The sequence below is a fragment of the Cytobacillus firmus NBRC 15306 genome (assembly GCF_001591465.1).
Taxonomy (GTDB): domain Bacteria; phylum Bacillota; class Bacilli; order Bacillales; family Cytobacillaceae; genus Cytobacillus; species Cytobacillus firmus.
Window position 1 is genome coordinate 17778 of sequence record NZ_BCUY01000019.1, and the last position, 26272, is coordinate 44049.

The following is a 26272-nucleotide window of genomic DNA, read 5'->3' on the forward strand; positions in this document are numbered from 1 at the left end:
TGGGAAAATGAGAGTGATTTACTTGTGTCAGCATTTTCCCCCTGAAACTGGAGCTCCTCAGATTCGTGTTTACGAAGTAAGTAAAGAGCTTATCAGCAGAGGGCATCAGGTGGAAGTCATCACAGCTTTCCCGCATCATCCTCATGGCATCATTCCAGAGGAATATAAGGGACGCTTCTATATGTTTGAAAACTGGGATGGAATTCCTGTGCACCGTTCATGGATTTATCCATCTCCAAAGGGAAGTTTCTGGAAAAGGCTTGCTTCCTATTTTTCTTTTACGTTCAGTGCTTTTTTCTCGATTCTGAAATCAAAGCCTGCAGATGTAATCATCTGTAATTCTCCTCCGCTATTCCTTGGCATTACAGGGTATTTAGGGGCTAAAATGAAAAGGGCAAAGTTTGTATTCAATGTTGCAGATATTTGGCCGGAATCAGCTGTAGAGCTTGGAATTCTGAAAAATAAATCCTTTATCCGCCTGGCTGAACGCCTTGAGATGTTTCTTTATAAGAAGTCATGGAAAATTGCAACTGCCACGGAAGGGATTAAAGACTACATGGTCCGCAAAGGAAAGAATGCGGAAGATGTGTTTCTTCTTCCTAACGGGGTCAACACAGATACATTTGCTCCCCAGCCGAAAAACACTGAGCTGTTGAGAGAAGTAGGCATCGAAGGCAAAAAAGTTTTTATGTATGCCGGAAATCTTGGTTATGCCCAGGGTCTTGATTCTGTACTGAGAGCCGCTGCTCTTTTAAAGGACAAGCAGCCGGATGCCCATTTTCTGTTTGTCGGCGATGGCCAGGAGCGGGAAAAGCTTCTGAGCTTAAAAGAAGAACTGCAGCTGGATAATGTAACCTTCTATGGTTCTGTGCCTGTCTCAGCGATGCCGGATATGTTTGCAGCTGCGGATTACAGCATTGTTTCTTTAAGAAATATCGAACTTTTCAAAGGTGCGAGACCTTCTAAAATATTTCCTGCCATTTCTTCTGGAGTGCCTGTTCTTTATTGTGGAGACGGAGAGAGTGCAGCCATTCTGGAAGAGTATCATTGCGGAAAGATTGCTCCGCCTGAAAACCCGGAAGGCATTGCGGCCGCAATTTCAGAATTAATGAGTATAAGTGATGCGGATTATCAGACCATGAGAGAAAATGGCCGTAAGCTGGCTATTGATCAATACTCCTGGAAAAGCATCGTTGACGATATCCTTTTCCATTTGGGAGAGCAGAATAACGAAAAAAGAGCCAATTCCTAGGTGAATTGGCTCTTTTGCTTGTTCTATTTTGAAACTGTAGTTCCTTTGAAATAGTGGGTAATAATCTGTTCGGCTTTCCATCCTTTTTCTGCAAATCCTTTTGCTCCATATTGGCTCATGCCAATTCGGTGTCCCCAGCCTTTTCCGTTCAAAGTAACAGAAGTGATGCCTGAACCTTCATTGGTCACGATGCCGCTTGCAGTTTGAATGGAAACTTTTGAGTCTGAGAGTGTTACTTGGCCGTTTGCTGTCTGTACAGTCTGGCCTTTCATATCACTGATGTTTGCCGTACCGCTTGCTGTTTGGACGCTTAATCCGGATGCAGAGCCATTCAGCACCGCATCAAACCAGTTTGAATACAGCTGGTTATAGACATTTGAATTAGGAAGCGGGAAAAGCTTTCTGATGACAGACTCGTTGCCTGTTACAGTTTTATCGCCGGCAGATGTTTTAATGGTAACCCCGCGAACCTCTCCATTTGCTCCCGTTTTCGATAGAGTCAAATCATAAATGACGGCAGATGTATCTGAAAAACCAAAGTTTTTCAGCAGCTGTGCGGAAGAAAATGTTTCACTCCAGCTGGTGTATGGGGAGGACTCATATGGATCATCAACCGAAACGAGATAAGGATAATAAGACTGGTTGGAGTTCCATACGTCACCTACATTGGCTGTTCTGCCGCCGCTGGTTGAGAAGAAAAAGGTCTGGATAGGCTTTCCATTATATTTGGCCACTAATCCGGCTGTTTCCTGAATAGCGGTATTGGCCCTGGAATCTTCCCCTGAATAGCCTTTGTAAACCTGGCTTGCAGCTGTGCTTGTAAGCATCATCGTGTTGGCAGCATAGCTTCTTGCTGCAATCGCTTGAGCCTTTAAGGCTTCTTTCGGCCAGGAAGCAGGCATCTCATTTGGAACAACACCTTTTAAGTAATCTTCCATATCCAGAACGTTGATGACCTCAACTTGCGATCCATTTGGTTTCAGAAAGAAGCTGCCCCGGTATGTTGTGCCATTGCTTACCTTGGCTGTGGATAGCGAGCTTACTTCGGAGAGTCTCACTGTTGTCGATAAAACCCATCCTGATAAACTTCCAGAAGATACTTTATACCATACTTGTCCTTGGGAATTTGTAAAAGAGTCAAGGTAATTGGCGCTTTCTCCAGCTTTAAATGTCTTAATGATTTCGTATGAAGAAGTTGCACCCCTTCTTAATGGAGTATCTGCTGTAAAGACTGCCAGCTTGGAGGTGCCGGTTATTTCTTGTAAATCAAATCCTTTGGCAGATTTCTGGCTGAAGCCATTATAGCTGACAGAGACACCGGAGCTGTCCTTGCTTACGGTTAGGACAGTGTTTTGCGGTACAACCGTTTTGGTGCCGCTATCTTTATTAACTAGCTGATAAGTTCCATTTAACGTAATAGTTAAACTTGATTTTAAATACACAGACACGTTTACTTCATTGCTATACTGCTTAGGTTCGGCTGCCTGTGTGAAAGCAGGCAGGGATATGAGCAATAAAAGGAAGCTGAAGAGTGAGATGATCTTTTTCAAAACTATCTCACCTCACTAAGACCGCCGAATACCCAGCCTTTTACTCCAGCAGAAGTTTGGACATTATACCAGGTTTCTCCCTTAGAGTTTACAAAAGTCGAAATATATTTTAAGACCGTTCCTTTTGGCAGTGTTTGAATGACGCCGTACGAAGTAGTGGCACCTTTACGCAAGTGAACATCGCCGGTTGTAATAACCTGAGTAGGTGCTGCAGTTGATGGTTTATCTATCGATACATTGCCTGAGAATACCCAGCCCTTTAAAGCAGCCGACAATTCCACCCGGTACCATAGTCCAGTTGAAGCTTTAAAAGAATCAATTACTTTCAAGTTTGATCCAATCGCTTTAGTCGCAACGACTTTATAATCAGTTGAAGCTCCGGAATGGATATTTACTGAGCTTTTGGTCACATAGACAACAGAAGGAAGCTGTCCTTCTGCAGGCGGGGTGGTTGGATTGCCAATTTGACTTTTCAGACTATTAATTTCCTGCTGCTGGGAAGCTATCTTTGATTCTAGTTCTGTAATCTTGCTTTTCATCGGATTCAGCTGTGAAGTAACCCAATCTACACTTGCCAGAACCACGTTACTGGATGCATTGATTGCATGAGGAGTGAATAATGCTGCTCCTGTTCCTATTCCAAGAGTTAAGGCTCCTGCAGCGATCAATTTCTTTGTACGGCTCATTGGTTTTCCCCCTGAAATTTTATATAAAGGTTTAATGCAAAAATAAATTGGGTACATAGTAAAATATATACCCAATTTTGAACATAAGTAGATTAACAGATTGTAAAAATAAAGGAAATAGAATCTATTTATTTAAAATTTGTTAAAATATTCCTCTAACCCTTTGGAAATGCCAACAGCAGCTTTTTGACGGAAAGCTGTCGTTTTGAGAAGAGCTTCCTCTTTTGGATTTGAAATAAATGCAAGTTCAACCAGAACACTTGGAAGCTGATTCATTCTATTTACATAGAAGTTCTGTTCTTTTACTCCTCTGTTATAAGTATTCATAGAAGAGATCATATTTTTTTGAATCGCAGTTCCCATTGTTTCACTTCTGGGACCATTAAAGTTAACCGTTGAATTGTAATAGGTTGTTGTTCCTTTTGATGTTGAGGAGAAGGAATCCCCATGGATGCTGATAAATGCGTCTGCAGTAGAGCTGTTCGCAATGGCCGTTCTTTCTGCAAGTTCAAGAAAAACATCAGTACTTCTAGTAAGGATTACAGTAGCCCCGTATTTTTCAAGCTCTGATTTAAGTAAGAGTGCTGTACCGAGATTAACATCTTTCTCTCTTAATCCTGTAGGTCCTACAGCTCCTGCATCATGTCCGCCATGCCCTGCATCCACCACAATTTTCTTTCCTAATAATCCTAATGGAACAATCTTCACTGAAACCTTATTTGAGTAATCTCTTAAAGTAAATGAATACCCTGGTTCGAACGTAAGAACGACAGATTTTTGTGAACCGGATGCAAAAGTTTCAATGGACTTAATGCCTTTGATGCTGCCTTTAGGCAGTTCCACATCGGTCATAGCACCTGTTATCTTTAAGCGGTTTGCAGACAATGTAGTATAAGAGACTGCAAAGCTGCTGGGTTTAATCCATGTTAAATAGCTCTCTCCATTGACTGTGGAATAGGCAGGAGAGCTTAGTCTCTTAGCAGATACAGTCGTTGTTTGTGTTTCTAAAACCCATCCCCGCGTTCCTTTAGCATTTTCAACATTCAGCCAGCCATTCAGTTTGCGAAGAATTTTCAATGACTCGCTTTCGGCTAGATACGCGCTGACTCCATAGTTCGTTCCTGCTCCTTTGCGGATGACCGCCCCTTTTTTAGCAAAAACATACTTAAAAACATTCTGTGATGTAACAAGCTCATATTCTGGAGTCCATCCCGTTTTCCCGGATGCACTTTTTATGCGGATCCAGCGCTGCCCAAGAGAGTTGGTGAATTCGCCAAGAACTGATACTTTGCTGTTATATGAAAGTCTCTCACTGATTTTATAATCATATGAAGCTCCAGCGTATAAAGCAGCATTCATGGTGCCGATCAGCATGGTTGTGCCAATGGATACAGAAGGCTGTTTTGAGACAACCGTTTCATGTACCCAAGCGATATTGCCAGAAGATGTTTTTACTTTATACCACAAATCTCCTGTTGAATCCTTAGCTGTTTCAGAGGCAGTCAGCTCAGCGCCTTTTGAAGCCTGGCCGATAACTGAGTGGCTTAAGGAAGGGCCGCTGCGCATGTTGGCGACATCAACACTTACATATAGTTTTGTGTTAATAGTCTGATTGGCACTGGCACTATCAGCAGGGATCCAGCCGGCAAGGCTTGAGTTTACTTGTACCCGCAGCCATGCTTCGCCGCTTGATGGAACAAAGTGGTCGAGTACTTTTACCTTTTGATTTAGTGACAATTTCCCGACGGATTGATAAGAAGAAGTGGCTCCTCTTCGGACATCCAATGAATTTACCTGGCTATAGACATAGCTTCCGATTGCAGGAAGATCCGGAGTTTCAGGTGCAGGCGGCAAAGATCCTGCCTTAAATGCACTTTCCTTAATCCATCCCAGAACAGATCCTAAGTCGGCACGATACCAAACCTCGCCATTCGCATTTTTAAACGTATCAATAATCGTCACAGCTTGATTCTTATTTACATATGTAACAATGCTATAAGAGTCGGTTGCCCCTTTGCGGACAGGTGCTTTGTCAATCTGAACCGTTTTGGTTTCTTTTGCAGGCGTAGGAGGTTTGACTTCTGCATCTGCTTTCAGATAGTCTTCTATAATCCATCCTTTTATAGTACCTGATTCAATCCGGTACCAAAGTTCACCGCTGCTATTTTTAAAACTATCAATCACTTTAACTGAAGTTCCTTTTGATAGTTTTGCAATAGCTTCATAGGAAGTAGTAGCTCCTTTGCGGACGTTGACATTATCTCCGGTTATGGCAGCCTGCTTTCCGATCTGTATCCCGGAATTGCCAGTGGTCTGCTCTGTAAAACTGGATGCTAATCCCCATCCTTTATTCGTGCCCATATCTACCCGGTACCAAAGTTCTCCGGATGAATTGGTGAATTCATCGATGACGGTGACTGTTTTACCGGTTGATAGGGATGTAACCAGCGGATAAGATGTAGTCGCTCCTGACCTGATCTCAACCTTTTGGCCTACAAGCATATTGGCAGGAAGATCTAGCTCTTCCGCATTCACGAGGACAGGGAACAAAGCAGCAGTAGCAAGAACCGAAGATGCCAGAAATTTTTTCATATTTTTCCCTCCATCGACATATTTTTGAGTTCTTTACCTATTCTAGCGAAAATTGTCAAATTTTCCAACCCGTTAAAAGCAAGAATAGTATAAAATACCTGTAGAAAATAATGGTAAAAAAAGAAGAGTACACATTGCGTGTACTCTTCAGCTATTTATCAATATTCATTTTCCTGCTGGTCGGCATCGGTTTGCCAGGTTTCATCCTCAGCTGTATAACTATCCGTACTGTTGCCTAAGGTATCATTAAGTTCATAGCTTAGTTCAGAAATGGAATCTTCATCAGGAATGTAAAAATATACGTCATCGATATATTCATCATATCCCTTTAAGGTTAAATTCTCGATGTTTGTATTCTTGATTTTTGAATAAAGTTTGATGAAACTTGCGAATTTAGAAGGAGGGATGTTTGTTTTCACATTTGCTCCTAAATCCTCCATGATGTCGTCGATTTTTGTAATCGTGCTGAAAGAAGTCCCTTTATTTACGATTGCTTTAATGACTTGCTGCTGCCGTTCATTTCTTCCCATATCGCCTTTAGGGTCTTTCTTTCTCATTCTTACATATGCCAAAGCTTCATTTCCGTTAAGCTCCATATTTCCTTCGTAGTAAGTCTTCCATTTTAAGCTGTCGGTCAGCTGTGCTTTGAAGGTGAATGGAACATCGACATCAATTCCGCCTAACGTATCGACAATATCCTCAAAGCCATCAAAGTTGGTTGTAATATAGTAATCAATTGGAACATCGAGAAGCTCATTAACTGTGGTAATGGTTGATTCTATGCCCCCATTGCTGTAAGAATGGGTAATCTTTGTATTATATCCGACTTCAGGCACGTATGTCCGTGTATCCCTCGGGATGCTCAGCATTTTTACTTCTTCTGTTTGAGGATTTACGGTGACGAGCATCAGGACATCAGATCTCTCTCCGCCTTCCTGATCTTCAATCCCAACTAACAGGATGTTAAAAGGGTCCTTTGAGATTTCCACTTCTTCGGACCGGTGATTCGCAATTTTATCACTGTCCAATTCCTGATATATTTCACTTGTTGCTTTATTGGCACTATATATTAGATCATATGCCAGGAATGTCCCTCCGCCAATAATCGTCAGAAAGAGGGCAAGTATTATGACACGCCAAAAGCGTTTTCTTCTAATCTTTCGTTTTCTCGATCTCGAAACAGACATTTTATCCCTACTTTATAAATGGTTTGGAAAGGAATTAAATTTCTTGCAATAGTATATTTTACCGAATTAAAATCCCTTCGTAAATAAATGTTGAAAATTATTTTTCTTCTTCTAAATATAGCTGTTCACCCTGCGAAATTTCAGCCTGTCCATTGGTTAATTCAGTGATCCATTCAGAAAAACTTTCTGTTTGGCCTTCTTCGACATATGTCAGTAGCTCAACACGTTCTAAATATTGGATTTCCTTGAGAGTATAAATGGAAGACCGCAGTTCGTTCTCAAGCTTTCCGAGCCAAGTATAATCTGCTTTTGCATGCATGATGCGCATCAGTTTTCTTTCAACTACTCCAACCGCATCAATGCCTTCTGAGGTTGCTTTCCCATAAGCCCGGATCAGGCCGCCTGCACCTAATTTTATTCCGCCGAAGTATCTGGTTATGACAACAGCTGTATCTTTGAGCTGTTTTTTTTTCAAAACTTCCAATATCGGAACTCCTGCTGTACCGCTGGGCTCTCCATCATCATTTGCTTTTTGGATCTGATCATTTTCGCCAATTAAATAGGCTGAGCAATTATGTGTGGCGTTCCAATGCTTCTTTTTGATATTCTGAATAAAATTTTGGGCTTCAGTTTCAGTTTCTGTTCGTGCTATATGAGCAATGAACCTTGATTTTTGAATAATGATTTCATGTTCACCTGTACTTTTGACTGTTAAATAACGGGGCAGCATTTCTGCAGCTCCTTTCAATTGAATTACAAGTTTCATTATAAAACGACAATAATCGATAAATTTAGATTTCAAGTGATTGTAATGAAACTTTAATATAGGTAACTTTTAGAGATGATATAATAGGAAATATTCTCATTGGGAATTCTTTTATGAAATAATTGCTGTATAAATTTCAGTAAAAAGGTTTACCATCATTATATATAGGATATAAGACACGGGTGAGAAAAACAAGATTGAGTCTTTTTGACGATTTTTTGCCTTTTTGGCATAGTTTTCATCATGCGGATATAGTAACCTTTCCTATTACAAGCTACAATATATGGCAGATATAATAGATGCGAGAGGACTTGCTTCCTTTTGGAGGTTCCAGATGAATATTAAGAAGTTTGATTCAAAAACCCTTGATCTTATATTGCAAAAGATAATAGACACTGTTGGGACGAGCAAGGATGAGATCTTCAGAATTGGCGAACAATGCAGAAAAGATTATGAAACCCTTACTGAAGAGCTTAGAGATGTTAAACACTTAGTGATTAAAACCATTGATGCAGGCGATCAGCTTGAGATTCAAACTAAGTTTGCCCGTAAACGGCTGTCAGAAGTCAGCATGCATTTCAAGAATTATACCGAATTTGAGGTTCGGGATGCTTATGAGAAGGCTCATCAGCTGCAGATGGACTTAACCATGAACAGACAGCTGGAAAAACAGCTGCGTGATCGCAGGGATGACATTGAAAGAAGGCTGCTGGGTGTCGGTGAAACAATTGATAGAGCAGAATCACTTGTTTCACAAATTTCCGTTGTCATGAGTTATCTCACAAGTGACCTGAAACAAATGGGTGAAATCATAGAAGATGCAAAGGTTAAGCAGGAATTCGGTCTGAAGATAATTGAAGCTCAAGAAGAAGAGCGGAAAAGATTATCCAGGGAAATCCATGATGGTCCTGCACAAATGATGGCTAACGTTATGATGAGATCCGATTTAATTGAAAGGATCTATAAAGAACGGGGCGGAGCTGAGGCAATTACAGAAATTAAAAGCCTCAAAAAAATGGTCAGAAGTGCCTTATATGAGGTACGGAGGATCATTTACGACCTGCGTCCAATGGCACTTGATGATTTAGGGCTGGTGCCTACCCTCAAAAAATACCTGCAGACCATCGAAGAATATCACAGTACCACTAAAATCAGATTTTCCAATCTTGGAGAAGAAATAAGGCTTCCTTCTCAATACGAGGTCGCACTTTTCAGGCTGATTCAGGAATCTGTTACAAATGCACTGAAGCATTCAGAGGCCACCGAGATTATTGTGAAATTGGAGATTAATAAGGCAAGGGTAGCTGTTATCATTAAAGATAATGGCAGAGGATTTGATATCCGGGAAAGAAAGACGGAGTCCTTTGGGATTATTGGAATGAGAGAGAGAGTCGAGCTTCTTGAGGGCCAGCTTTCCATCGATTCCAAACCAGGAAAAGGCACGGTTGTCATTATCCAGGTACCTTTGAACTTGTAGAAATTATAAATAGAGAAACCATTTAACCGGAGAATTTGGGAGGCGAAGCAATTGACTACAAAGATTGTCATAATTGATGACCATCAATTGTTCAGAGAAGGGGTAAAACGCATCTTAGATTTTGAAAGATCATTTGATGTAGTAGCAGAAGGTGACGACGGGGCTGAAGCTATCACATTGGTGGAAGAGTATAATCCTGATGTTGTCATCATGGACATTAACATGCCGAATGTGAATGGTGTGGAAGCAACTCGCCAATTAATTGAAAAGCACCCTGATTCAAAGGTCATCATCCTTTCTATCCATGATGATGAAAATTACGTTACACATGCGCTGAAAACAGGTGCGAGCGGCTACCTGCTGAAAGAAATGGATGCAGATGCCTTAGTTGAAGCAGTAAAAGTTGTGGCAGATGGAGGATCATACCTGCATCCGAAGGTCACACATAATCTTGTCAATGAATACCGGCGCTTATCCGCAGTAGGAGCAGGAAGCAGCAGCGGCTACTCATCACAGATCGAAATCCGCCGTCCGCTTCACCTGCTGACGCGCCGCGAATGTGAAGTCCTTCAGCTGCTTGCTGACGGAAAAAGCAACCGCGGCATCGGCGAGGCTCTTTACATCAGTGAAAAAACAGTTAAAAACCACGTCAGCAACATTCTGCAGAAAATGAATGTAAATGACCGTACACAAGCCGTAGTAGTAGCCATTAAAAATGGCTGGGTGGAAGTGCGATAGTATTGGTGACAGGCACCACCCGAATTTTGTCGAAAAAGCACGCAGATGGTTTCATGCCATTGCGTGCTTTTTACTTTATCAGCGCTGCTGCTGCGATTTGGAAGATTGTCTTCGTATCAGAAGACCTCTTCTTAGCCTGATGGACCATTAAGACCAGCTCTTCAAGCTCTTGCGGGGATGCGCTGTCTATCAGCCAGGAGGCAAGTTCCGTCCCGCTTAGGGAGTGATTAATGTTTGGAACTTTAATGTTTTTGTATTTGCTTAATTCACTATTCAATATGTGGTGAAGTGTATCAAGAGTATATTTACCGGAGTGGGCTTTGCCTGTAAAAGAAGTGTTATTTTTCAATTGTTACAGCTCCTTTACGAAATGAAGACACAAATGGAATTTTACCATATACACTATCCCAGTTTGAATGTGAAAATATACCAGTTTTCCAACTTGGGCACAATGGAGCACCCTATAAACTTAATGCATTTTCACCCGCTATCATATAAAATGGAACATACAGTAGAGAAAAAAGATAAGGATGGTACCTCTATTTATGAAAACGGCTGTTGTAACGGATAGTACAGCATATATTCCTAAGCATTTAAGAGAAAAGTTAAATATACATATGATTCCGCTTAGTGTTATTTTTGGCGGTGAGACGTATCAGGAAGAAGTGGAAATTACGGCTGAAGACTTTTATGAAGAAGTGAAGCATAAAGATCTTCCGACTACTTCTCAGCCTCCTGTGGGTGAGTTTGCCGAGCTGTTTGAGACATTATCAAAAGAGTATGATGCGGTGATTTCGATTCATCTGTCAAGCGGCATCAGTGGTACGTTCCAGGGGGCAGTTACTGCCGGGAGCATGGTTGATGGGATTCAGGTTTTTCCATTTGATTCGGAAATCAGCTGTATGGTGCAGGGGTTTTATGTGATTGAAGCTGCAGAGCTTGCTGCTGCCGGTAAGGGTCCACAGGAGATCGTTGAACGTCTTGAGGAGATGAAGAAAAGCATTCGTGCCTATTTCATGGTGGATGACTTATCACATCTTCAGCGAGGAGGCCGCTTGTCCAGTGCGCAGGCATTGATCGGCAGCCTGCTGCAGGTGAAGCCGCTGCTTCATTTTGAAGATAAAAAAATAGTTCCGTTTGAAAAGATTCGCACTCGGAAGAAAGCGATGAAGCGGATGGTTGACCTTTTCTGGGAAGATGTGAAAAGCGGTGAGCCTTATCAGGCGGTTATTATCCATGCCAATCGCGAAGCAGAAGCGCGTGAGTGGAAAGCGGAGCTTGCGGCGCAGTATCCTAATGTTGAGTTTATGATCAGCTATTTTGGTCCGGTTATCGGAACCCATTTGGGCGAAGGTGCTATGGGATTTGGCTGGGTGAAGAAGTAATGTTTGTTTAGAGCTGCGCCATTCTTCGGGATGGCGCAGATTTTTTGGAAGGGGTGATATGGATTTGCAAATAGATTGAGGAATCCTGCAAATAGAAAGCTTGAATATGCAAATAGCGGGCTAAATCTGCAAATAGATCGGAGAATTTGCAAATAGAACCGCAAAACTTGCAAATAGAGATACAAACTATTTAATCAAGAGGTGAACTAATTGAGATTTACCCCTAATATGACCCCATATATAAAAGATTTTCCTCCAGAAAGCCTCCCGATATCCTCCATTGACACCATTCCGGAGCCGCCACTCAACGAAAACTTCCCTTTAAACAAAGAACTCCAGCAAATCCTCCACGGAAAACAGCTTCTATTCGAAAACCTTCAGCATCCACTCGAAGAAATCCATCAGCACTATGAAAATGGCTATATTACTTACCGAAAAGGGATCATTAAGACCAAAAGCAAGACAGTTTGTGCGAGATGCGGCAACCAAGAACAATCACTGTTCGCGCATTTTCCCTGTGCCCGCTGCGGTGAGGAAGAATGTATTTACTGCCGGAAATGCATCATGATGGGCAGAGTCAGTGAGTGCACCCCTCTAATTGACTGGTGCGGGCCTGAACCAGACTGTGAATTAACCGAGCACCCTCTAGAATGGCAAGGCACCCTCTCACCCGGCCAGCAGCATGCCTCCGATCAGGTTAGACAGATTATAATCGAAAATAGAGAACTCCTCGTCTGGGCTGTCTGCGGTGCCGGAAAGACGGAGGTTCTATTTGAAGGAATCAATGCTGCACTCGACTCCGGAAAAAGAGTATGCATTGCCACTCCGAGAACAGATGTTGTGCTCGAGCTTGGCCCGCGGCTTCAAGCAGTCTTTCCTGGCATCCAAGTGGCTGTCCTCTACGGCGGCAGTGAAGACCGCCATCTTCAAGCCCCCTTAACCATCGCCACCACACACCAGCTTCTCCGCTTTTACAAGGCGTTTGATACAGTCATTCTGGATGAAGTAGATGCCTTTCCTTATACGGCAGACGAAAGCCTTCAGTATGCTGTCCGCCAGTCCCGTAAAGAACATTCCTCGATGGTTTATCTCACTGCTACCCCAAATCAAAAATGGCAGAATGAGTGCCGGAGCGGGAAGATGGACTTTGTCACCATTCCAGCCAGATATCACCGACACCCCTTGCCTGTACCATCTTTCAAATGGTGCGGCAATTGGGAGAAATCCCTTCAACAAGATAAACTGCCGCCTGCAGTCACCCAATGGATCAAAAAGAGGATCGACAACCAGAAGCAGTGCCTGCTCTTCCTCCCCAAAATCGATAAAATGGAGAAAGTCCTTACCATACTCCGGAAAACCTATCCTAAAATCCAAGCCGTCAGCGCAGAAGACCCAGAGCGAAAAGCTAAGGTTCAAATGATGCGCAATAAGGAAATCCCCATGCTTCTCACCACGACCATCCTGGAAAGAGGAGTTACGTTTCCGAATATCGATGTGGCGGTTTTAGGATCCGAAGACAGAATCTTCACTGAAAGCGCATTAGTCCAGATCGCCGGAAGGGTCGGCAGAAGTGCTCAATTTCCACGCGGAGATATTACCTTTTTCCATTACGGTAAAACCGAAAGCATGGTCAAAGCACGAAAGCAAATCCTCCATATGAACGCTGAAGCCAAAAAGAAAGGATTGATCGATTATTAACTGTTTAATCTGCCATGAGGAAATTGTCTCTGCTGTCAGCTGGTCTACTCTCTGGTCACGTCCAAAGGAGAACCATATATGCCAAGTCTGCACAGGAAAACTCCCATTTATCACCGGAGAGACTTGTGCTAAATGCAGCCGGCCCTTCAGAACTTTAGAGCCTCAATTTCGAGAAGGCGATACTTGTACTGATTGTGTAAGGTGGAACCATGATCCAGAGTGGTCAGGGATACTTGATAAAAATCATTCTATTTTCACCTATGATGACTTTTTGAAAGAGACACTCGCCAGGTATAAATTCCGGGGTGATTATGTTTTGGCCAGAGCTTTCTCTCCTTTTATAAAGGAAAAGCTAAAAAACCTGAATTTCGAATGTCTTGTTCCGATTCCATTAAGTCCTGAAAGGCTGTATGAGCGCGGATTTAATCAATCTGCTGCACTCATCCGTGAGGCAGGCTTTACACCTAAAGATCTGCTGCAGCGAATCCATTCGGAGAAGCAATCCAAGAAATCGCGTCTTGATAGAATCCATCAAAATCAGGTCTTCGAACCGCTCAATATTAATATTAAAAATAAAATAATTCTTCTAGTTGACGATATTTATACTACCGGCTCCACTTTATACCATGCAGCGAGAGTCTTGAAAAATGGTGGTGCAGCCTCAGTATTTTCACTTACTCTGGCAAGAGGTTAGTGTTTGGAATATATTTCAATTTATTTATTTGTTTGTAATATTAATAGGTAATTAATCCTATGTTAAAATATCCTAAACAAGTAAAATTTTTATAGATGAAAAGACAGCAGGGCATGCGGGCAGCAAATGAATACTTTTCAGCTGCTTTTTGGGGAAAGGATGTAGTGAAGTCATTGGCTGAAGATAACAGTGATATCCATAAAACGGAAATTATGAAAATAAAAAATAACCTCAACCAGGCTCAGAAGATCGCAAACATCGGAAGCCTGGAGTACGACGTGGAAACTGATAAAGGGTTTTGGTCTGATCAGCTGTTCCGGATTTTTGGCCTGAATCCTCAAAAAGACTTATTTCCAGACTATCAAATGTATTTGAGCTGCCTTCATCAGGATGACCGCCTGGCCTTTGAAAAGCAGTTTAACAGACTTCTCAAAGAGAAGGATAGTGTGGACCTGGTGTGCAGGATGATCAGGCAGGATGGTGAAGAACGGTATATTCACCATCGGGCAGATTATTTTGCAGATGAAGATGGATCGCCCAAAATCATTGCCACGATTCAGGATATAACTGAAAAGCGGCGCATGGAAGAAAAACTTTATGAAAACGAGCGGAAAATTGGACAGATATATGAAAATCTTGATGTGGGCATTTATTCTGCAGATTTACTGGAAAAAAAGGTTCTTCATTTTTCCAAAGGTGTGGAAGGAATTTTCGGCTACACGGCCGAGGAGTTTATTGCCGACTTCGATTTGTGGAACAATGTAATCCATCCGGATGATGTGCAGGTGGTGGAGGAAGAGCGGGCGAGACTTCTCAGTGGGAATAGCATCCGCTATCAATATCGGATTGTTCATAAATCCGGTGAGGTTAGATGGGTTAATGACCACAGTATTCCTTACCTTAATGATAAAGGTGAGCTTATCCGGGTTGATGGATTTGTAACAGATATAACGGAACAAAAATGGCTTGAAAAAAGAATGAGGCGTATGGCTTTTTATGATCATTTGACAGATCTGCCGAATCGCCGATACTTTGATCAGAAACTCCAAACCCTTATTGAAGACGATGAACACCAGGGGTTTGCCATCTTGTTTTTTGACTTGCAGCGCTTAAAACAGATTAATGATACATTTGGTCACACATCAGGAGATGAACTTCTAAGGCTTGTTTCACAAAGAATGAAGGAGAAGCTGAATTCAGTCTGTTTTTCAGCAAGAATTTCCGGTGATCAATTCGCAGTTATTAAGGAACCTATCCAGGAGAAGGAGGATCCTGCGCAATTAGCGGAGTCCATTAATCAAATTTTCTCTGAACCATTCCATATCAACAGCTTTGAGCTCAGTATTACCCCGTCTATAGGCATAAGTTTATATCCGGATAATGGGAGCACGGCTGATGAATTGATCCGGAATACGGAATCTTCCCTGTACCATGCCAAGCAGAAAGGGAATACCAGATTTCAGGTTTACCATCCCTCCATGGATATTGAGTCTTATAAGCTTTTTACTCTGGAACAGGATATGCGGAAAGCGCTTCAGAATGACGAGTTTTTTCTTGAATACCAGCCAAGAGTGGATACGAAAACACGGAGAATACTAAGTGCGGAAGCTTTATTAAGATGGAATCATCCGGAATGGGGCAGAGTTTCACCGCTGGAGTTTATCCCCGTTGCAGAAGAAACCGGTTTAATCGTGGATATAGGCGAATACGTGATAAGGAAGGTATGCAGGCAGATTCATTCCTGGAAGGAAGGCGGGCTGGCGATTGTTCCGATATCCGTGAACATCTCTCCGCTGAGCTTTTTGAAAAGCTGTCTTGTTTCCACGATAAAGGAAGCGTTGGACGAGAATCATCTGGACGCGTCATTGCTTGAGATTGAATTGACGGAATCCTCCTTAATCAATTATTCAGAGAACGTAATAGCAGTGCTTAAGGAATTGGGTGAGATGGGAGTGAAAATTGCACTGGACGACTTTGGAACCGGCTATTCTTCCATCACTCAATTAAAGAAATATAAATTCGATGTTTTAAAGATCGATAAAACGTTTATCAGGGCAATGGATAAAAATGCGGAAGATGCCATCATTACGGATAATCTGATCTCACTTGCCCATGGGCTGAATATGAAGGTGGTAGCGGAAGGTGTAGAGACCTTTGAGCAATTCTACTCTTTAAGGAAAAATGAATGTGACCAAATACAAGGGTACCTTTTCAGCAAGCCGATTCCGCCTTCCATCTTTGAACAGAAGTTGTTAATCGGCATTTTGAAGCCGCAAATTAGTAAAGAAGACAATGTGTTCAAAGGTTTGCGGAAGTATGCACGGATTGAGTTTCCCTACCCGCTTGAAGCAAAAATGACCATCTTAGAGCTTAATAGAAAGCCTGTCAAAATGGGGAGCACGAAAATTTTGATCGAAGATATGAGTGCAGGCGGAGTAAAATTTGTGTCCAAAATGAAACTCCCCGTGAGAAAGGATATTATTTTATTGATTGAAACTAAGCTATTAGGAGAGTTCCTTGCATTTACGGGAACGATTGTCCGGAGAGATGAAATATCGGATACTCTGACTAATTATGGATTTCAATTTATAATCGAAGAGGGACCGAGAGCTAAATTGGCGGAGATGCTTGGCAGTCTGCAAATACAGCTGGAGCAAAATCCGTCCGTTCCCGAATCCCTATTCATAGAAACAGCCAGCAGCCAGCTGTATTTCGAATGATATTTTTCTATAATTATCCTATTCTTCAAGATATAATAGTGTCATATAACTGAGAGAGGAAGAATCATATGGCTGAATTATCGAATTGCCCGAAATGTGATGCCATTTTTGTAAAAAATCAGTTCCGCGATGTCTGCCAGGATTGCTGGAAGGAAGATGAGAAGGCTTATGAGACGGTCTATCAGTTCATCCGGAAGAGGGAGAATCGGACTGCGACCATTATGCAGGTGGTGGAAGCAACCGGAGTAGAGGAAGACTTAATTTTGAAGTTTATCCGTACTGGAAAATTGAAGCTTGCTCAATTTCCGAATCTTGGTTACCCGTGTGAAAAATGCGGTGTCAGCATTCGGGAAGGAAAAGTCTGCAGGAGATGTGCAGGAGAACTGAGAAAAGATCTTCAGCATTTTACTGCTGAGGAAGAAAGAAGAATAGAAGCAGCTAAACGTGAAAAGCATGGAACCTATTTTGTGGTCGATGGAAATTATAAAAAGTTTTAGTGTTTAAAGGATATCTTTCGGGATGTCCTTTTTTTATTGGGAATACATACCAAACCTGTCTTTGTTTAATCCATTAATTAATATTATTCAAATCAATCCGATAAAAAAAGTAATAAGGCAACACGTACGGGAGTTGAAATAATGCAAGTAATCAGCCATATTTCTAATACGAATAAATCACCTGCTGATATTCCCCTTGAAATTAAAACCGGGGAAGTAAGCCGTGCGCAAATTAAAGAAAGATTATCGGATACAGAAGCCGTTATTAATATAAGAGGAAGAGAGTTTCAGGCAAAATTTGAGGGAGGTGTTCCTTCATCAGATCGTGTGACGGTACAGATTACTGATCAAAAGGAACAGGCAGTCACGGTTAAAACCATTGCTGCTGAAAATCCCAAAAGCCCAGCAGGCCAGACAGGCGAACTAAAGGTTCTGCAAAGTGTAGGGTTATCAGGCGATGAAAAGCCTGAGCTGAAAAAAGCAGTGCAAACCTTATTGGATAAAGGTTCCCCGATCTCAAAAGAAATTGTCAGAGACTTAAAAGAGTTTATGGATCATGCTAAGGGAACCACCGAATCCAAGCTTGAAACAGTCAAGGCTCTTGCGAACAAGCGGCTGGAAGCAACAGGCACACAGCTGCGTGCAGTGCATGAAGCGCTGCATGGCAAGCCATTAAGTGAAGTGCTGACAGATCTGGCAAAAGAGATTGATCCAAATTTCAAGCTGGAAAAGGCCACAGAAAAAAAACAGGCAGATTCGGGAATACAGAACAACAGAATCTCTGTCGCTGTGCAAAACCAAATTGCGGGCAATCTGGATGGAACAGGGAACGAAATCAAGCCTATATCCCATGAATTAAAACGTATGATCAAAACTAGCATAGAATCGTTGAGGGCCGAGCCAGATTTGGAAAATGCGATTCAGCAAATACGGACAAATATTGTGAATCACCCGGATATAGATCCGGATTTGGCTCAAAGAATTGACAACTCTGTTTCTGAAGCGCAAAAGCTGCAGTTCATTGGTCGTGAAAGGCTCTTACAGGCGCTCCAAAGTGCCGAGGAACATCTGCTGCGAAAAGAAGTCATGCAGTTGAAAATCGACGCTTCAATAAGTGAAACGATAAAAGGAATCCGGGACCAAATCCAATTACAGTCCAATTCAAAAGTACTTTTGCAAAATATCCAGGATCATCTCTTAACCAACAAACAAATTGATCCGGAAACGGCCAGCCAAATCGAAAAACTGGCCAAACAGATAAGCCAATTAGATGCAGCAGGCCGGGATCGCTTGCTGAAAATTTTACAAGAAACACTGGCTCAAACGCGGCAGCAAAGCGGATTGCGAAACCCAGGACTTCTAGGTCAGGTTCCTGAACAGGCTCCGTCTGAAGCAATCAAACAATTAATTAAACAATTTCAAAAAGAACCGATCCTGGGACGAGCACTGGATAACGTACTCAAAGAAATCTCAAGCCACCCTGCTATTGATAAAGGCATTATTGACAAAGCGGAAAAAGCCATCAGCCAAGCGTCACAGCTGCAGAATGAAGGCCGAGAGCTGGCAGCACGTCAGCATATAACCCGAGAATTAACAGACATTGAACAAATCTTAGCCAAAACAGAGCCAAAGCCTGCAGATAGCATGAAAGCATCACTTGAAGTTCTGCAATATGACCTAAATGAACAGCTCCAATCAATGGGCATTCAGTCAAAGGATATCTTAGTTACGAAAATCACGCAAAAGCTGGCACAAGCGACATATGATTTCCGCGAATTAAAGCGTGAAATAACCAGAAATCTCGATAACGTAGAGCATCTGATCAGCACATTTAAGAAAAATGCTTACCCTCAGGCAAAGCAGATGCTGGAAACAGCCATCAGCAAGCTGGACAATGCCATTTTAAAAAGTGAAATGATGCTTTTCACGGATATGAAAACGGAAAAACAGCTGATGCAGGCAAGCTCCCAGCTGGCGGAAGCCAAAAAACTGCTGGCAAAAGGCGACCACGCACAAGCTGGGAAAATTGTCAGTGAAGTAAAGACACTAATAGATAAAGTCATCTTCAAACCGTCCGAGCAAAAAGTGGTTCATTTTGTGGCGAAGGAAAGCATGATGCTCGAAAAACAGCCAGGAGCACAGCATGTGGTCAAGCAATTTAATGAAACAGCAAGCGGATTTATTAACGGAGAGCCGTCAGCCAGACAAATGTTTGAAATGGTTAAATCCATGGGGCTTAACCACGATAGTGATATAGCAAACTCTCTAGTATTCAATAAAAACGACCAATCCCAGCAGGAGAAGCAGCAAAATTTAAAGGCAGCTCTCATGAAGCTTGTCCAGGGAGAAGGACAGGAGACGAATTCTAAAATCGCCCAACAGGCAGAGCAGGCACTCACAAACTTAACGGGCCAGCAGCTTTTAAGCAAATCAGATGCCAGCGGAACACTGCAGAGCATGTTTTTTAATCTGCCAATGCTGTTAGGCGGAAAACCAGAAAACCTGCAAGTGTTCGTTAATTCTAAAAACGAAGGCCAGCAAGTGGACTGGGAAAACTGCAATCTCTATTTCTTATTGGAAACCAAAAAACTCGGAGATGTCGGCATCCTTCTTAATTCGACAGACCGTAACCTGTCTATCACGATAAAAAATGACCTTCCTGGGTTTAAGGAAAAAATGGAGCCATTGGCTGTCTTCACAAAGGAAAAGCTCCAGGAGGTCGGCTATAACGTAAGCAGCATTAATTTCACAAGAATGAGTGCACCACAGCCGAAACCGGCACCTGACCAAGGGGTGCAGGCTCAGGAGAACGATCCCAAATCATTAAGACCTGTCTTTACCGAGAAAGGAATGGACTTCAAAATATGATGGTATCCACTTACTATAATCAAAAAAAACGCAGGGAGCTAAACGGTCCGTCAGCTGCCGTCGTCAAATATGATGAAGAAACAGGGAAATCCCCCACCATTGTGGCACAGGGGAAAGGGCAGGTAGCCCAGCAAATTATAGCTTTGGCAAAGCAGAACAATATCCATATGCAGGAGGATTCAAATCTGGTGGCAAACCTCCTCGATATGGATTTGGGGGATAATATCCCCCCTCAGCTCTACTCGGTAATGGCAGAGATTTTATTATTAATAGAAGAAATGGAAAAAAACTTTTAACTAAACTATAAATTATTATAGATAAGCCGATAAAATAAGCAGAATCCATTCCGGAGGTGCAGGAAGTGTACGACTTCTTAACAAAAGAGATGATTTATCAGAAATCATCTCAAGAAATAACAGCTCTGCTGTATGAAAAATGCCTGATGAACCTCGAAGAATCCATTTCTTATATTGAAAGCAAAGAATATATTTCTGCCAATGAAAGATTACAAAACACAAACGACATCCTTCAGCGGCTGGGAGTAGGAATTAACTATGAATCAGGTATTATCGCAGACCAGCTGGATCTTCTTTATAACTATATGGCAGATGAACTTGTCAAAGCAAACCGCTCTAAAGACACTGCCAAGATAGAGAACGTGATGAATATTTTACAATCCATCGCAGCAGCCTGGAATGAAGCGATGAAAAATAAGCCAAATAGTAAAATGAAATCAATCAAACATAAAGTAAATGCCTATGAAAAAAATGTATTAACGGAAGAAAAAATTCGCTAGCCCCCAAAAAGGAGACATCCCGAAATGAAAATTAATCATAATATTGCGGCTCTAAATGCTTATCGCCACTTAAATAATAACCAGATGCAGACATCCAAAACGCTTGAAAGGCTTTCATCCGGCCTCCGTATTAACCGTGCTTCAGATGATGCAGCAGGCCTTGCCATTTCTGAAAAAATGCGTTCGCAGATCCGAGGTTTACAAGTAGCAGAACGGAACTCGCTGGACGGAATTTCCCTGCTGCAAACAACTGAAGGAGCCATGACTGAAGTACATGCTATGCTTCAGCGCATGCGTGAGCTAGCTGTCCAGGGAGCAAATGACACCAACACTGACAGTGACCGCGCCGAAATCCAAAAAGAAGTCGATCAGCTTCTGGCTGAAATCGACAGTATTGCGGAAAAGACAGAATTTAATACTAGAAAGCTGTTGAATGGGGAAAGTGCTGTGTTAAGTGTTGTGAATTTTAATGATGCCAATCTTGTGGGAAGTCCACAAGTTGTTGACCCTAGCTTAAAGTCAGGTAATTACGAACTGGAATTAACGTCAAGTTCGATCAAATATCAAATTTCACAACCTGCAGCAGGTCTGCAAAATTCAGGGGATATCATATTGGCCAATGCAGCAGAAGGTCATGCATTGGGAGAATACACTCTTAATGTAAGAGGGTACACTGATGAGGGATCACAAAAGTTTGCTACTGTCGAGGTAATTGGCCCCGATGGGTTACCGATTGATAAACAAGCTATCCAGGTAGGAACTGGTGCAGCCGATGCTAATGTTGGCGGTTTATTAATTAAGTCCTCAAAAATTAATCAAGCAGGTACAGTGAAAATTTCCATTGAAGCAGAAGCAACTTTCACACTGAATCGTGATAGAAATTTAGAAGCTCCAGTTGTTTCAGGGATAACAGTCGACACTGTAAATCAGATTGTAAATGTTCCTACAGACGCTACTATTCAAGATGTATTGGATAGTGCTACAACAGCTTCAGGTGCTTTAAATACAGCTGGCGTTGCAAGTGCGACAGTAATTGCTGAACTGAATCTTGATGCAACTCCTTCCCCGGTAGGAATAGGTTCAAATCTGGGCAGCGGTCATTACTTTTCGGTAATTGATGAAAATGGTGATAGTGTTTTCTTTTCTATAGTTGAAAATAATTCGGTGACAAGTCCCGCAATTGATGCTTCTTCAACTCCAAAGACGATAACAATTGATCCTACTACTGGTACAGGAGATACTTTAAGTGAGGTTAAACAAGCCTTAATTGATGTGGGTTACAGTGGAATTAAAGCTTGGCAAAAACAGGCTGGAACTTTAGACGTAACAAGAAATATGATTGTCATTGAGAATGATAGTACCCAATTAGATAGAGTATTTACAATTAATACTACTGATTATTCAGCAGTAGAAGCTACTAAAACACTAACTTCTACGGATGGAAAGTTTAGATATGCTGGAATGGATTTTAACTTTAATAGCGATATCCAAAATGATAATGCAGAATTTAGCATTGTGAACAACTCCCTAAGCTTCCAAATCGGACCAAACACAAACCAAAGCGTTAATATTGATGTACCTCAATTAAACACAGTTGAGCTTGGAATAGAAAGCATTGATGTAACATCTCAAAAAGGGGCAAATGAATCTATTTTCGTTTTGGACCAGGCGATCCAAAAGGTATCATCCATCCGTGCCAAGCTGGGTGCGACACAAAACCGTTTAGAACATACAATTAATAATATCCAAACGACAACAGAAAACTTGACGGCATCAGAATCACGTATCCGTGATGCAGATATGGCAATGGAAATGTCTGAGTTTACGAAGAATAACATTCTGAATCAATCTGCTCAGGCTATGCTTGCACAAGCAAATCAGCTGCCGCAGGGCGTGCTTCAGCTGCTTCAAGGTTAATCGGTTTTGAGGGGCGGTCTCTTATATGGACTGCCTCTTTTTTCTTTTATTTTATGATAAAATAACTATAAAGAACCAGAATAAAGGCGGGTTTAATCATGGATGTTCAAAGAGTTGGCAAAACTGGTCCAAAACAAGTGAATAACAAAAAGAATGTGCCGGCAGAAAGCGTTACCTTTCAGGCAGTCATGTCCAAAGGACGTCAGAATGCCCTATATGAGAAGCTCACCAAAATGGTCGAGCAAATAGAGGGTCAGGGGAAAAAACTTGCCGAGAATAGAACAGTTGATGAGCTGAGAAGATATAAAAAGATGGTGAAGGAATTCATGGATGAAGCGGTTCACAACGGACTACAATTAGAAGAGCACCGGGGATTCAATCGCCGGGGAAGGACTAAAATCTATAAAATTGTAAAAGAAGTGGATCGTAAATTAATTGATTTAACCAATGCCGTATTAGATAAAGAAAAAAACAGCTTAGATATATTAAGCAAAGTTGGCGAAATTAAAGGGCTTTTAATTAATATCTATACTTGACGGAAACTGCTAGCATACCACTAGTAGTTTTTTCTTATATTAAGGGGAAAATAACTGTTGACACTTCATTTTTTGGAACAGAGGCCGATATAATAGGAAGAAAATAAAAGTTAAGCTAAGGAAGCTTAAATAGAAGCTTGAAAACAGAAGAGGTGAGATTCATGAAGGTTAATAATTTCGGGAAAGTGAATATGAACCCTTATCAAAAGCAGGCGGAAAAACTAGAAGATGTAAAGAAAACGAAAGCGAGAGATAAGGTTCAAATATCAGCAGAAGCGATTGAGCTTCAAAAGGGCAATAGCCTTGAAAAGGAACGAATCGAAAAAACAGAAGAATTAAAGAGGAAAATTGAAGCGGGTGAATATCAGGTAAACCCGCGGGAAGTAGCTAAAAAAATATATGAATTCTGGAATAATTAAAGCCATTGGAAGGACGATGATTGAATGTCTGTACCCCAGATCATCAATGCTCTTGAGGACATATTGAACCTTCATAGAAGCTTATTTCAGTTAGCTCTGCAAAAAACAGATCATATCAAACAAAATGATATTGAACAATTAAATAGTGTTATAAAAGATGAAGTAAAGCATATTCAAGCTGTGATGAGGGCCGAAAAAGATCTGTTGACAGCAGCCGGCGCATTTTTAAATCCAGAAGGGCAGGACGAAAATCAGCTTTCCTTAACGGCATGCATCCATAAAGCCCAGGGTAATGAAAAAGAGCATATTATTCAATTGAAATTAAACCTGGAAAATGAAATAGATGCATTAAAGCAGCGAAATGACATGAATCAGCAGCTCCTGGAGCAATCCATGCAATTTGTCACCATGTCTCTTGATTTGCTTTCACCAAAATTGGATTCATATAACTATGAGCGGACGAATCAACCTAAAGAATTCGAGCAGGCTGAACGCTCGGTTTTCGATTCTAAGGCATAATGGAGGTAAAATGATATGCCATCGACTTTTCATGGCCTCGAAGTGGGAAAGCGCGGGATGACGACCCAGCAGGCCGCACTTTATACAACAGGACATAATATTGCCAATGCAAATACACCCGGATATTCAAGGCAGCGCGTGAACTTCGTGCAAACGGAGCCCTATCCGCCGGCATCAATGAACCGCCCGCAAATTCCCGGACAAATGGGAACAGGGGTACAAGCTGGCTCCATCCAGCGAATCAGGGATAGTTTCATTGATGACCAATACCGCGGGGAGAATAATAAATTAGGCTATTGGGAAGCAAAAAGACAGGCGTTATCTTCAATGGAAGCAATTATGAATGAGCCGACGGAACAGGGATTGGCGAATACGCTGGATCAGTTCTGGTCTTCTTTACAGGACCTATCCGTCACGCCGCAGGATTCCGGCGCCCGTTCTGTTGTCAGGCAGCGGGGAATTGCAGTATCATCAACCTTTAACTATGCTTACAATAGCTTAAAAGCTGTACAGGAAGATTATAAAACAGAAATCGATATTACGCAGAAATCAATCAATTCTATATTGAACCAAATAAACCAGGTGAACCAGCAGATAGGTGATGTTGAAGTTCATGGCTATCTTCCAAACGATTTATATGATCAGCGCGACCGATTAGTTGATGAACTGTCTACCTATATCAATATAAGAGTAGAGCCGCAATCTTCAGGCGGTGCGTCCAGCCCCATTGCAGAAGGCCAGTATGATATTTATTTAGCAGATAATAATGGAAATAGATTGCTTGATGGATCATCTAAACCCATAAAACTAGTAAGTTCTGCATTTCGAACAGCATATGGGGTTTATATAAAATACGACTCCTCAAGTGACCAGCCTGTAAATACGCTGCAATTTTTCGAACTGGATCCCTCTGGAGGAGGCTTTGGCGGATTTGCCATAGATCCTGCAGCCACAACTTCAGCGCCAGACTATACATTTTCAGATTTTCAGAGTTTTGCAAGCAAATCAACAGGCAGCTTAAAAGCACATATAGAAACATATGGTTACCTGGATGGTACCCAAGTAAAAGGTCAATATCCGGATATGATGGCGAATTTGGATGAAATGGCCTATACCTTTGCCAGGGAGTTTAATAATATCCATCGTTCAGGCTGGAGCATTACAGAGATTAATGCCAATGAAAAAGACGGCAAGGATTTTTTCTCCTTTGCAGGTCTGACATCTCCACCTTTTGGAGCTGCAAAGTATTTGCAGGTTTCAGAGGATATTTTAACCAGTACAGACAATATTGCTGCAGCAGCAGAAGGAACAGCGATTTCAGCGATAATGGCTGCTGACTCCGGAAACGCCCCTGCCACTGATGGTTTCCCGGAAATTCGGGGTCTAGTAGAGTTTTCTTCCGGCAGTGCCCAATTAGAGATAGAAGTAACCTTTGACGGTACAGATTGGAATTATTCGATTGGCTCAGAAAACGGAACATTAAGTGTAAGCAGCGGAATAGCAGAATTTCCAGAGTACCCGGGATTGATAATTGATGTTTCAGAAGTGCAAAGTATGGCTGGTGCCGGTACACCGGATAAATGGACATTATCTGTCCCAAACAACGGAGGAATCAAGCCAGGTGACGAAGCTTTCATAGGTGACGGTTCAAATGCTGCAGCTTTAGCTAACGTAAAAGATGCAGTCTTAACATACGGGACGGCAACAACAACGGTTACGGGCTTTTACCAATCAGTTATCGGCGATATGGGAGTTAAAGCAGCAGAGGCCTCCCGTATGACCAAGAACGCTGCGGTCTTAAAGGATTCTGTCCTGTCAAGACGAGAATCAGTTTCAAGCGTTTCCCTTGATGAGGAAATGACCAACATGATCAAGTTTCAGCATGCTTATAATGCAGCAGCCAGAACGATCACAATGGTGGACGAAATGCTCGACAAAATTATTAACAGTATGGGATTAGTAGGCAGATAAGGCG

General features: G+C 41.9%; 22 protein-coding genes. 16 read left to right on the forward strand and 6 right to left on the reverse strand.

What is annotated here, in order from left to right; genetic code table 11:
* Nucleotides 1-7 precede the first annotated feature (7 nt).
* A complete protein-coding gene (locus BFI01S_RS07875) occupies nucleotides 8-1252 on the forward strand; it encodes a glycosyltransferase family 4 protein (RefSeq protein ID WP_061792116.1) in 1245 nt (414 codons plus the stop codon).
* Nucleotides 1253-1275: 23 nt separating this feature from the next.
* Here the strand turns inward: BFI01S_RS07875 and BFI01S_RS07880 are convergent, their stop codons facing one another.
* The 5 genes from BFI01S_RS07880 to BFI01S_RS07900 all read right to left on the reverse strand — a co-directional run bounded on the left by BFI01S_RS07880 (nucleotide 1276) and on the right by BFI01S_RS07900 (nucleotide 7997).
* Nucleotides 1276-2802 carry a SpoIID/LytB domain-containing protein gene (locus tag BFI01S_RS07880; RefSeq protein ID WP_061792117.1) on the reverse strand — a complete coding sequence of 509 codons (1527 nt, stop codon included), beginning with the start codon at nucleotides 2800-2802 and terminating at the stop codon, nucleotides 1276-1278.
* A gap of 2 nt (nucleotides 2803-2804) precedes the next feature.
* Nucleotides 2805-3488, reverse strand: a complete 684-nt coding sequence (locus BFI01S_RS07885; RefSeq protein ID WP_061792118.1) for an SH3 domain-containing protein — start codon at nucleotides 3486-3488, stop codon at nucleotides 2805-2807.
* A 132-nt stretch (nucleotides 3489-3620) separates the two neighbouring features.
* On the reverse strand, nucleotides 3621-6080 hold the full coding sequence (locus BFI01S_RS07890; protein WP_061792119.1) for an N-acetylmuramoyl-L-alanine amidase family protein: 2460 nt from the start codon (nucleotides 6078-6080) through the stop codon (nucleotides 3621-3623).
* Between the two features lie 158 nt (nucleotides 6081-6238).
* Nucleotides 6239-7267, reverse strand: coding sequence for an LCP family protein (locus BFI01S_RS07895; protein WP_061792120.1), 1029 nt, complete (start codon nucleotides 7265-7267; stop codon nucleotides 6239-6241).
* A 97-nt stretch (nucleotides 7268-7364) separates the two neighbouring features.
* On the reverse strand, nucleotides 7365-7997 hold the full coding sequence (locus BFI01S_RS07900; protein ID WP_061792121.1) for a YigZ family protein: 633 nt from the start codon (nucleotides 7995-7997) through the stop codon (nucleotides 7365-7367).
* Between the two features lie 370 nt (nucleotides 7998-8367).
* On the opposite strand from BFI01S_RS07900, the gene BFI01S_RS07905 reads away from it, so the two are divergent.
* Nucleotides 8368-9510, forward strand: a complete 1143-nt coding sequence (locus BFI01S_RS07905; protein ID WP_061792122.1) for a sensor histidine kinase — start codon at nucleotides 8368-8370, stop codon at nucleotides 9508-9510.
* Nucleotides 9511-9561: 51 nt separating this feature from the next.
* On the forward strand, nucleotides 9562-10248 hold the full coding sequence (locus BFI01S_RS07910; protein WP_035329163.1) for a response regulator: 687 nt from the start codon (nucleotides 9562-9564) through the stop codon (nucleotides 10246-10248).
* Nucleotides 10249-10318: 70 nt separating this feature from the next.
* On the opposite strand, the gene BFI01S_RS07915 is transcribed toward BFI01S_RS07910, so the two are convergent.
* A complete protein-coding gene (locus tag BFI01S_RS07915) occupies nucleotides 10319-10597 on the reverse strand; it encodes a hypothetical protein (protein WP_061792123.1) in 279 nt (92 codons plus the stop codon).
* Nucleotides 10598-10793: 196 nt separating this feature from the next.
* Between BFI01S_RS07915 and BFI01S_RS07920 the strand changes: the two genes are divergently transcribed.
* The 13 genes from BFI01S_RS07920 (at nucleotide 10794) to flgK (ending at nucleotide 26268) form a co-directional block, all read left to right on the forward strand.
* Entirely contained in the window at nucleotides 10794-11633 is an 840-nt protein-coding gene (locus BFI01S_RS07920) for a DegV family protein (protein ID WP_061792124.1), read from the forward strand.
* Between the two features lie 228 nt (nucleotides 11634-11861).
* Nucleotides 11862-13331 (forward strand): ATP-dependent helicase ComFA, encoded by a 1470-nt coding sequence (locus BFI01S_RS07925; protein WP_061792149.1) that lies wholly within the window; start codon nucleotides 11862-11864, stop codon nucleotides 13329-13331.
* Nucleotides 13332-13647: 316 nt separating this feature from the next.
* The gene (locus tag BFI01S_RS24560; RefSeq protein WP_320414826.1) at nucleotides 13648-14025 is read left to right on the forward strand and encodes a ComF family protein; all 378 of its coding nucleotides are present in this window, start codon (nucleotides 13648-13650) and stop codon (nucleotides 14023-14025) included.
* A 95-nt stretch (nucleotides 14026-14120) separates the two neighbouring features.
* On the forward strand, nucleotides 14121-16745 hold the full coding sequence (locus BFI01S_RS07935) for an EAL domain-containing protein (protein ID WP_235831135.1): 2625 nt from the start codon (nucleotides 14121-14123) through the stop codon (nucleotides 16743-16745).
* Between the two features lie 68 nt (nucleotides 16746-16813).
* Nucleotides 16814-17242: a TIGR03826 family flagellar region protein gene (locus BFI01S_RS07940; protein ID WP_061792127.1), complete on the forward strand. Its 429-nt coding sequence runs from the start codon at nucleotides 16814-16816 to the stop codon at nucleotides 17240-17242.
* A gap of 141 nt (nucleotides 17243-17383) precedes the next feature.
* Nucleotides 17384-20110 carry a hypothetical protein gene (locus BFI01S_RS07945; RefSeq protein WP_061792128.1) on the forward strand — a complete coding sequence of 909 codons (2727 nt, stop codon included), beginning with the start codon at nucleotides 17384-17386 and terminating at the stop codon, nucleotides 20108-20110.
* Nucleotides 20107-20406, forward strand: coding sequence for an EscU/YscU/HrcU family type III secretion system export apparatus switch protein (locus BFI01S_RS07950; protein ID WP_172581933.1), 300 nt, complete (start codon nucleotides 20107-20109; stop codon nucleotides 20404-20406). Before BFI01S_RS07945 ends, BFI01S_RS07950 begins: the two co-directional genes overlap by 4 nt.
* A 65-nt stretch (nucleotides 20407-20471) precedes the next feature.
* The gene (gene fliS / locus BFI01S_RS07955; RefSeq protein ID WP_115596813.1) at nucleotides 20472-20906 is read left to right on the forward strand and encodes a flagellar export chaperone FliS; all 435 of its coding nucleotides are present in this window, start codon (nucleotides 20472-20474) and stop codon (nucleotides 20904-20906) included.
* 24 nt (nucleotides 20907-20930) lie between these two features.
* A complete protein-coding gene (locus tag BFI01S_RS23935) occupies nucleotides 20931-22823 on the forward strand; it encodes a flagellin N-terminal helical domain-containing protein (protein WP_061792129.1) in 1893 nt (630 codons plus the stop codon).
* Between the two features lie 98 nt (nucleotides 22824-22921).
* The gene (locus BFI01S_RS07965; RefSeq protein ID WP_061792130.1) at nucleotides 22922-23359 is read left to right on the forward strand and encodes a YaaR family protein; all 438 of its coding nucleotides are present in this window, start codon (nucleotides 22922-22924) and stop codon (nucleotides 23357-23359) included.
* A 161-nt stretch (nucleotides 23360-23520) separates the two neighbouring features.
* Nucleotides 23521-23778, forward strand: coding sequence for a flagellar biosynthesis anti-sigma factor FlgM (gene flgM / locus BFI01S_RS07970; protein WP_061792131.1), 258 nt, complete (start codon nucleotides 23521-23523; stop codon nucleotides 23776-23778).
* A 24-nt stretch (nucleotides 23779-23802) separates the two neighbouring features.
* Nucleotides 23803-24297: a flagellar protein FlgN gene (locus tag BFI01S_RS07975; protein WP_061792132.1), complete on the forward strand. Its 495-nt coding sequence runs from the start codon at nucleotides 23803-23805 to the stop codon at nucleotides 24295-24297.
* 15 nt (nucleotides 24298-24312) lie between these two features.
* Entirely contained in the window at nucleotides 24313-26268 is a 1956-nt protein-coding gene (gene flgK, locus BFI01S_RS07980; protein ID WP_061792133.1) for a flagellar hook-associated protein FlgK, read from the forward strand.
* Nucleotides 26269-26272: the final 4 nt, after the last annotated feature.

Bases quoted from the DNA above. Each gene is read 5' to 3' on its own strand.
- flgK (WP_061792133.1), top strand. From the start codon at position 24,313: ATGCCATCGACTTTTCATGGCCTCGAAGTGGGAAAGCGCGGGATGACG.
- BFI01S_RS07905 (WP_061792122.1), top strand. From the start codon at position 8,368: ATGAATATTAAGAAGTTTGATTCAAAAACCCTTGATCTTATATTGCAA.
- BFI01S_RS07925 (WP_061792149.1), top strand. From the start codon at position 11,862: ATGACCCCATATATAAAAGATTTTCCTCCAGAAAGCCTCCCGATATCC.
- flgM (WP_061792131.1), top strand. From the start codon at position 23,521: ATGAAGGTTAATAATTTCGGGAAAGTGAATATGAACCCTTATCAAAAG.
- BFI01S_RS07885 (WP_061792118.1), bottom strand. From the start codon at position 3,488: ATGAGCCGTACAAAGAAATTGATCGCTGCAGGAGCCTTAACTCTTGGA.
- BFI01S_RS07950 (WP_172581933.1), top strand. From the start codon at position 20,107: ATGATGGTATCCACTTACTATAATCAAAAAAAACGCAGGGAGCTAAAC.
- BFI01S_RS23935 (WP_061792129.1), top strand. From the start codon at position 20,931: ATGAAAATTAATCATAATATTGCGGCTCTAAATGCTTATCGCCACTTA.
- BFI01S_RS07895 (WP_061792120.1), bottom strand. From the start codon at position 7,267: ATGTCTGTTTCGAGATCGAGAAAACGAAAGATTAGAAGAAAACGCTTT.
- BFI01S_RS07875 (WP_061792116.1), top strand. From the start codon at position 8: ATGAGAGTGATTTACTTGTGTCAGCATTTTCCCCCTGAAACTGGAGCT.
- BFI01S_RS07935 (WP_235831135.1), top strand. From the start codon at position 14,121: ATGAAAAGACAGCAGGGCATGCGGGCAGCAAATGAATACTTTTCAGCT.
- BFI01S_RS07965 (WP_061792130.1), top strand. From the start codon at position 22,922: ATGGATGTTCAAAGAGTTGGCAAAACTGGTCCAAAACAAGTGAATAAC.
- BFI01S_RS07920 (WP_061792124.1), top strand. From the start codon at position 10,794: ATGAAAACGGCTGTTGTAACGGATAGTACAGCATATATTCCTAAGCAT.
- BFI01S_RS07975 (WP_061792132.1), top strand. From the start codon at position 23,803: ATGTCTGTACCCCAGATCATCAATGCTCTTGAGGACATATTGAACCTT.
- BFI01S_RS07900 (WP_061792121.1), bottom strand. From the start codon at position 7,997: ATGCTGCCCCGTTATTTAACAGTCAAAAGTACAGGTGAACATGAAATC.
- BFI01S_RS07945 (WP_061792128.1), top strand. From the start codon at position 17,384: ATGCAAGTAATCAGCCATATTTCTAATACGAATAAATCACCTGCTGAT.
- BFI01S_RS07890 (WP_061792119.1), bottom strand. From the start codon at position 6,080: ATGAAAAAATTTCTGGCATCTTCGGTTCTTGCTACTGCTGCTTTGTTC.
- BFI01S_RS07940 (WP_061792127.1), top strand. From the start codon at position 16,814: ATGGCTGAATTATCGAATTGCCCGAAATGTGATGCCATTTTTGTAAAA.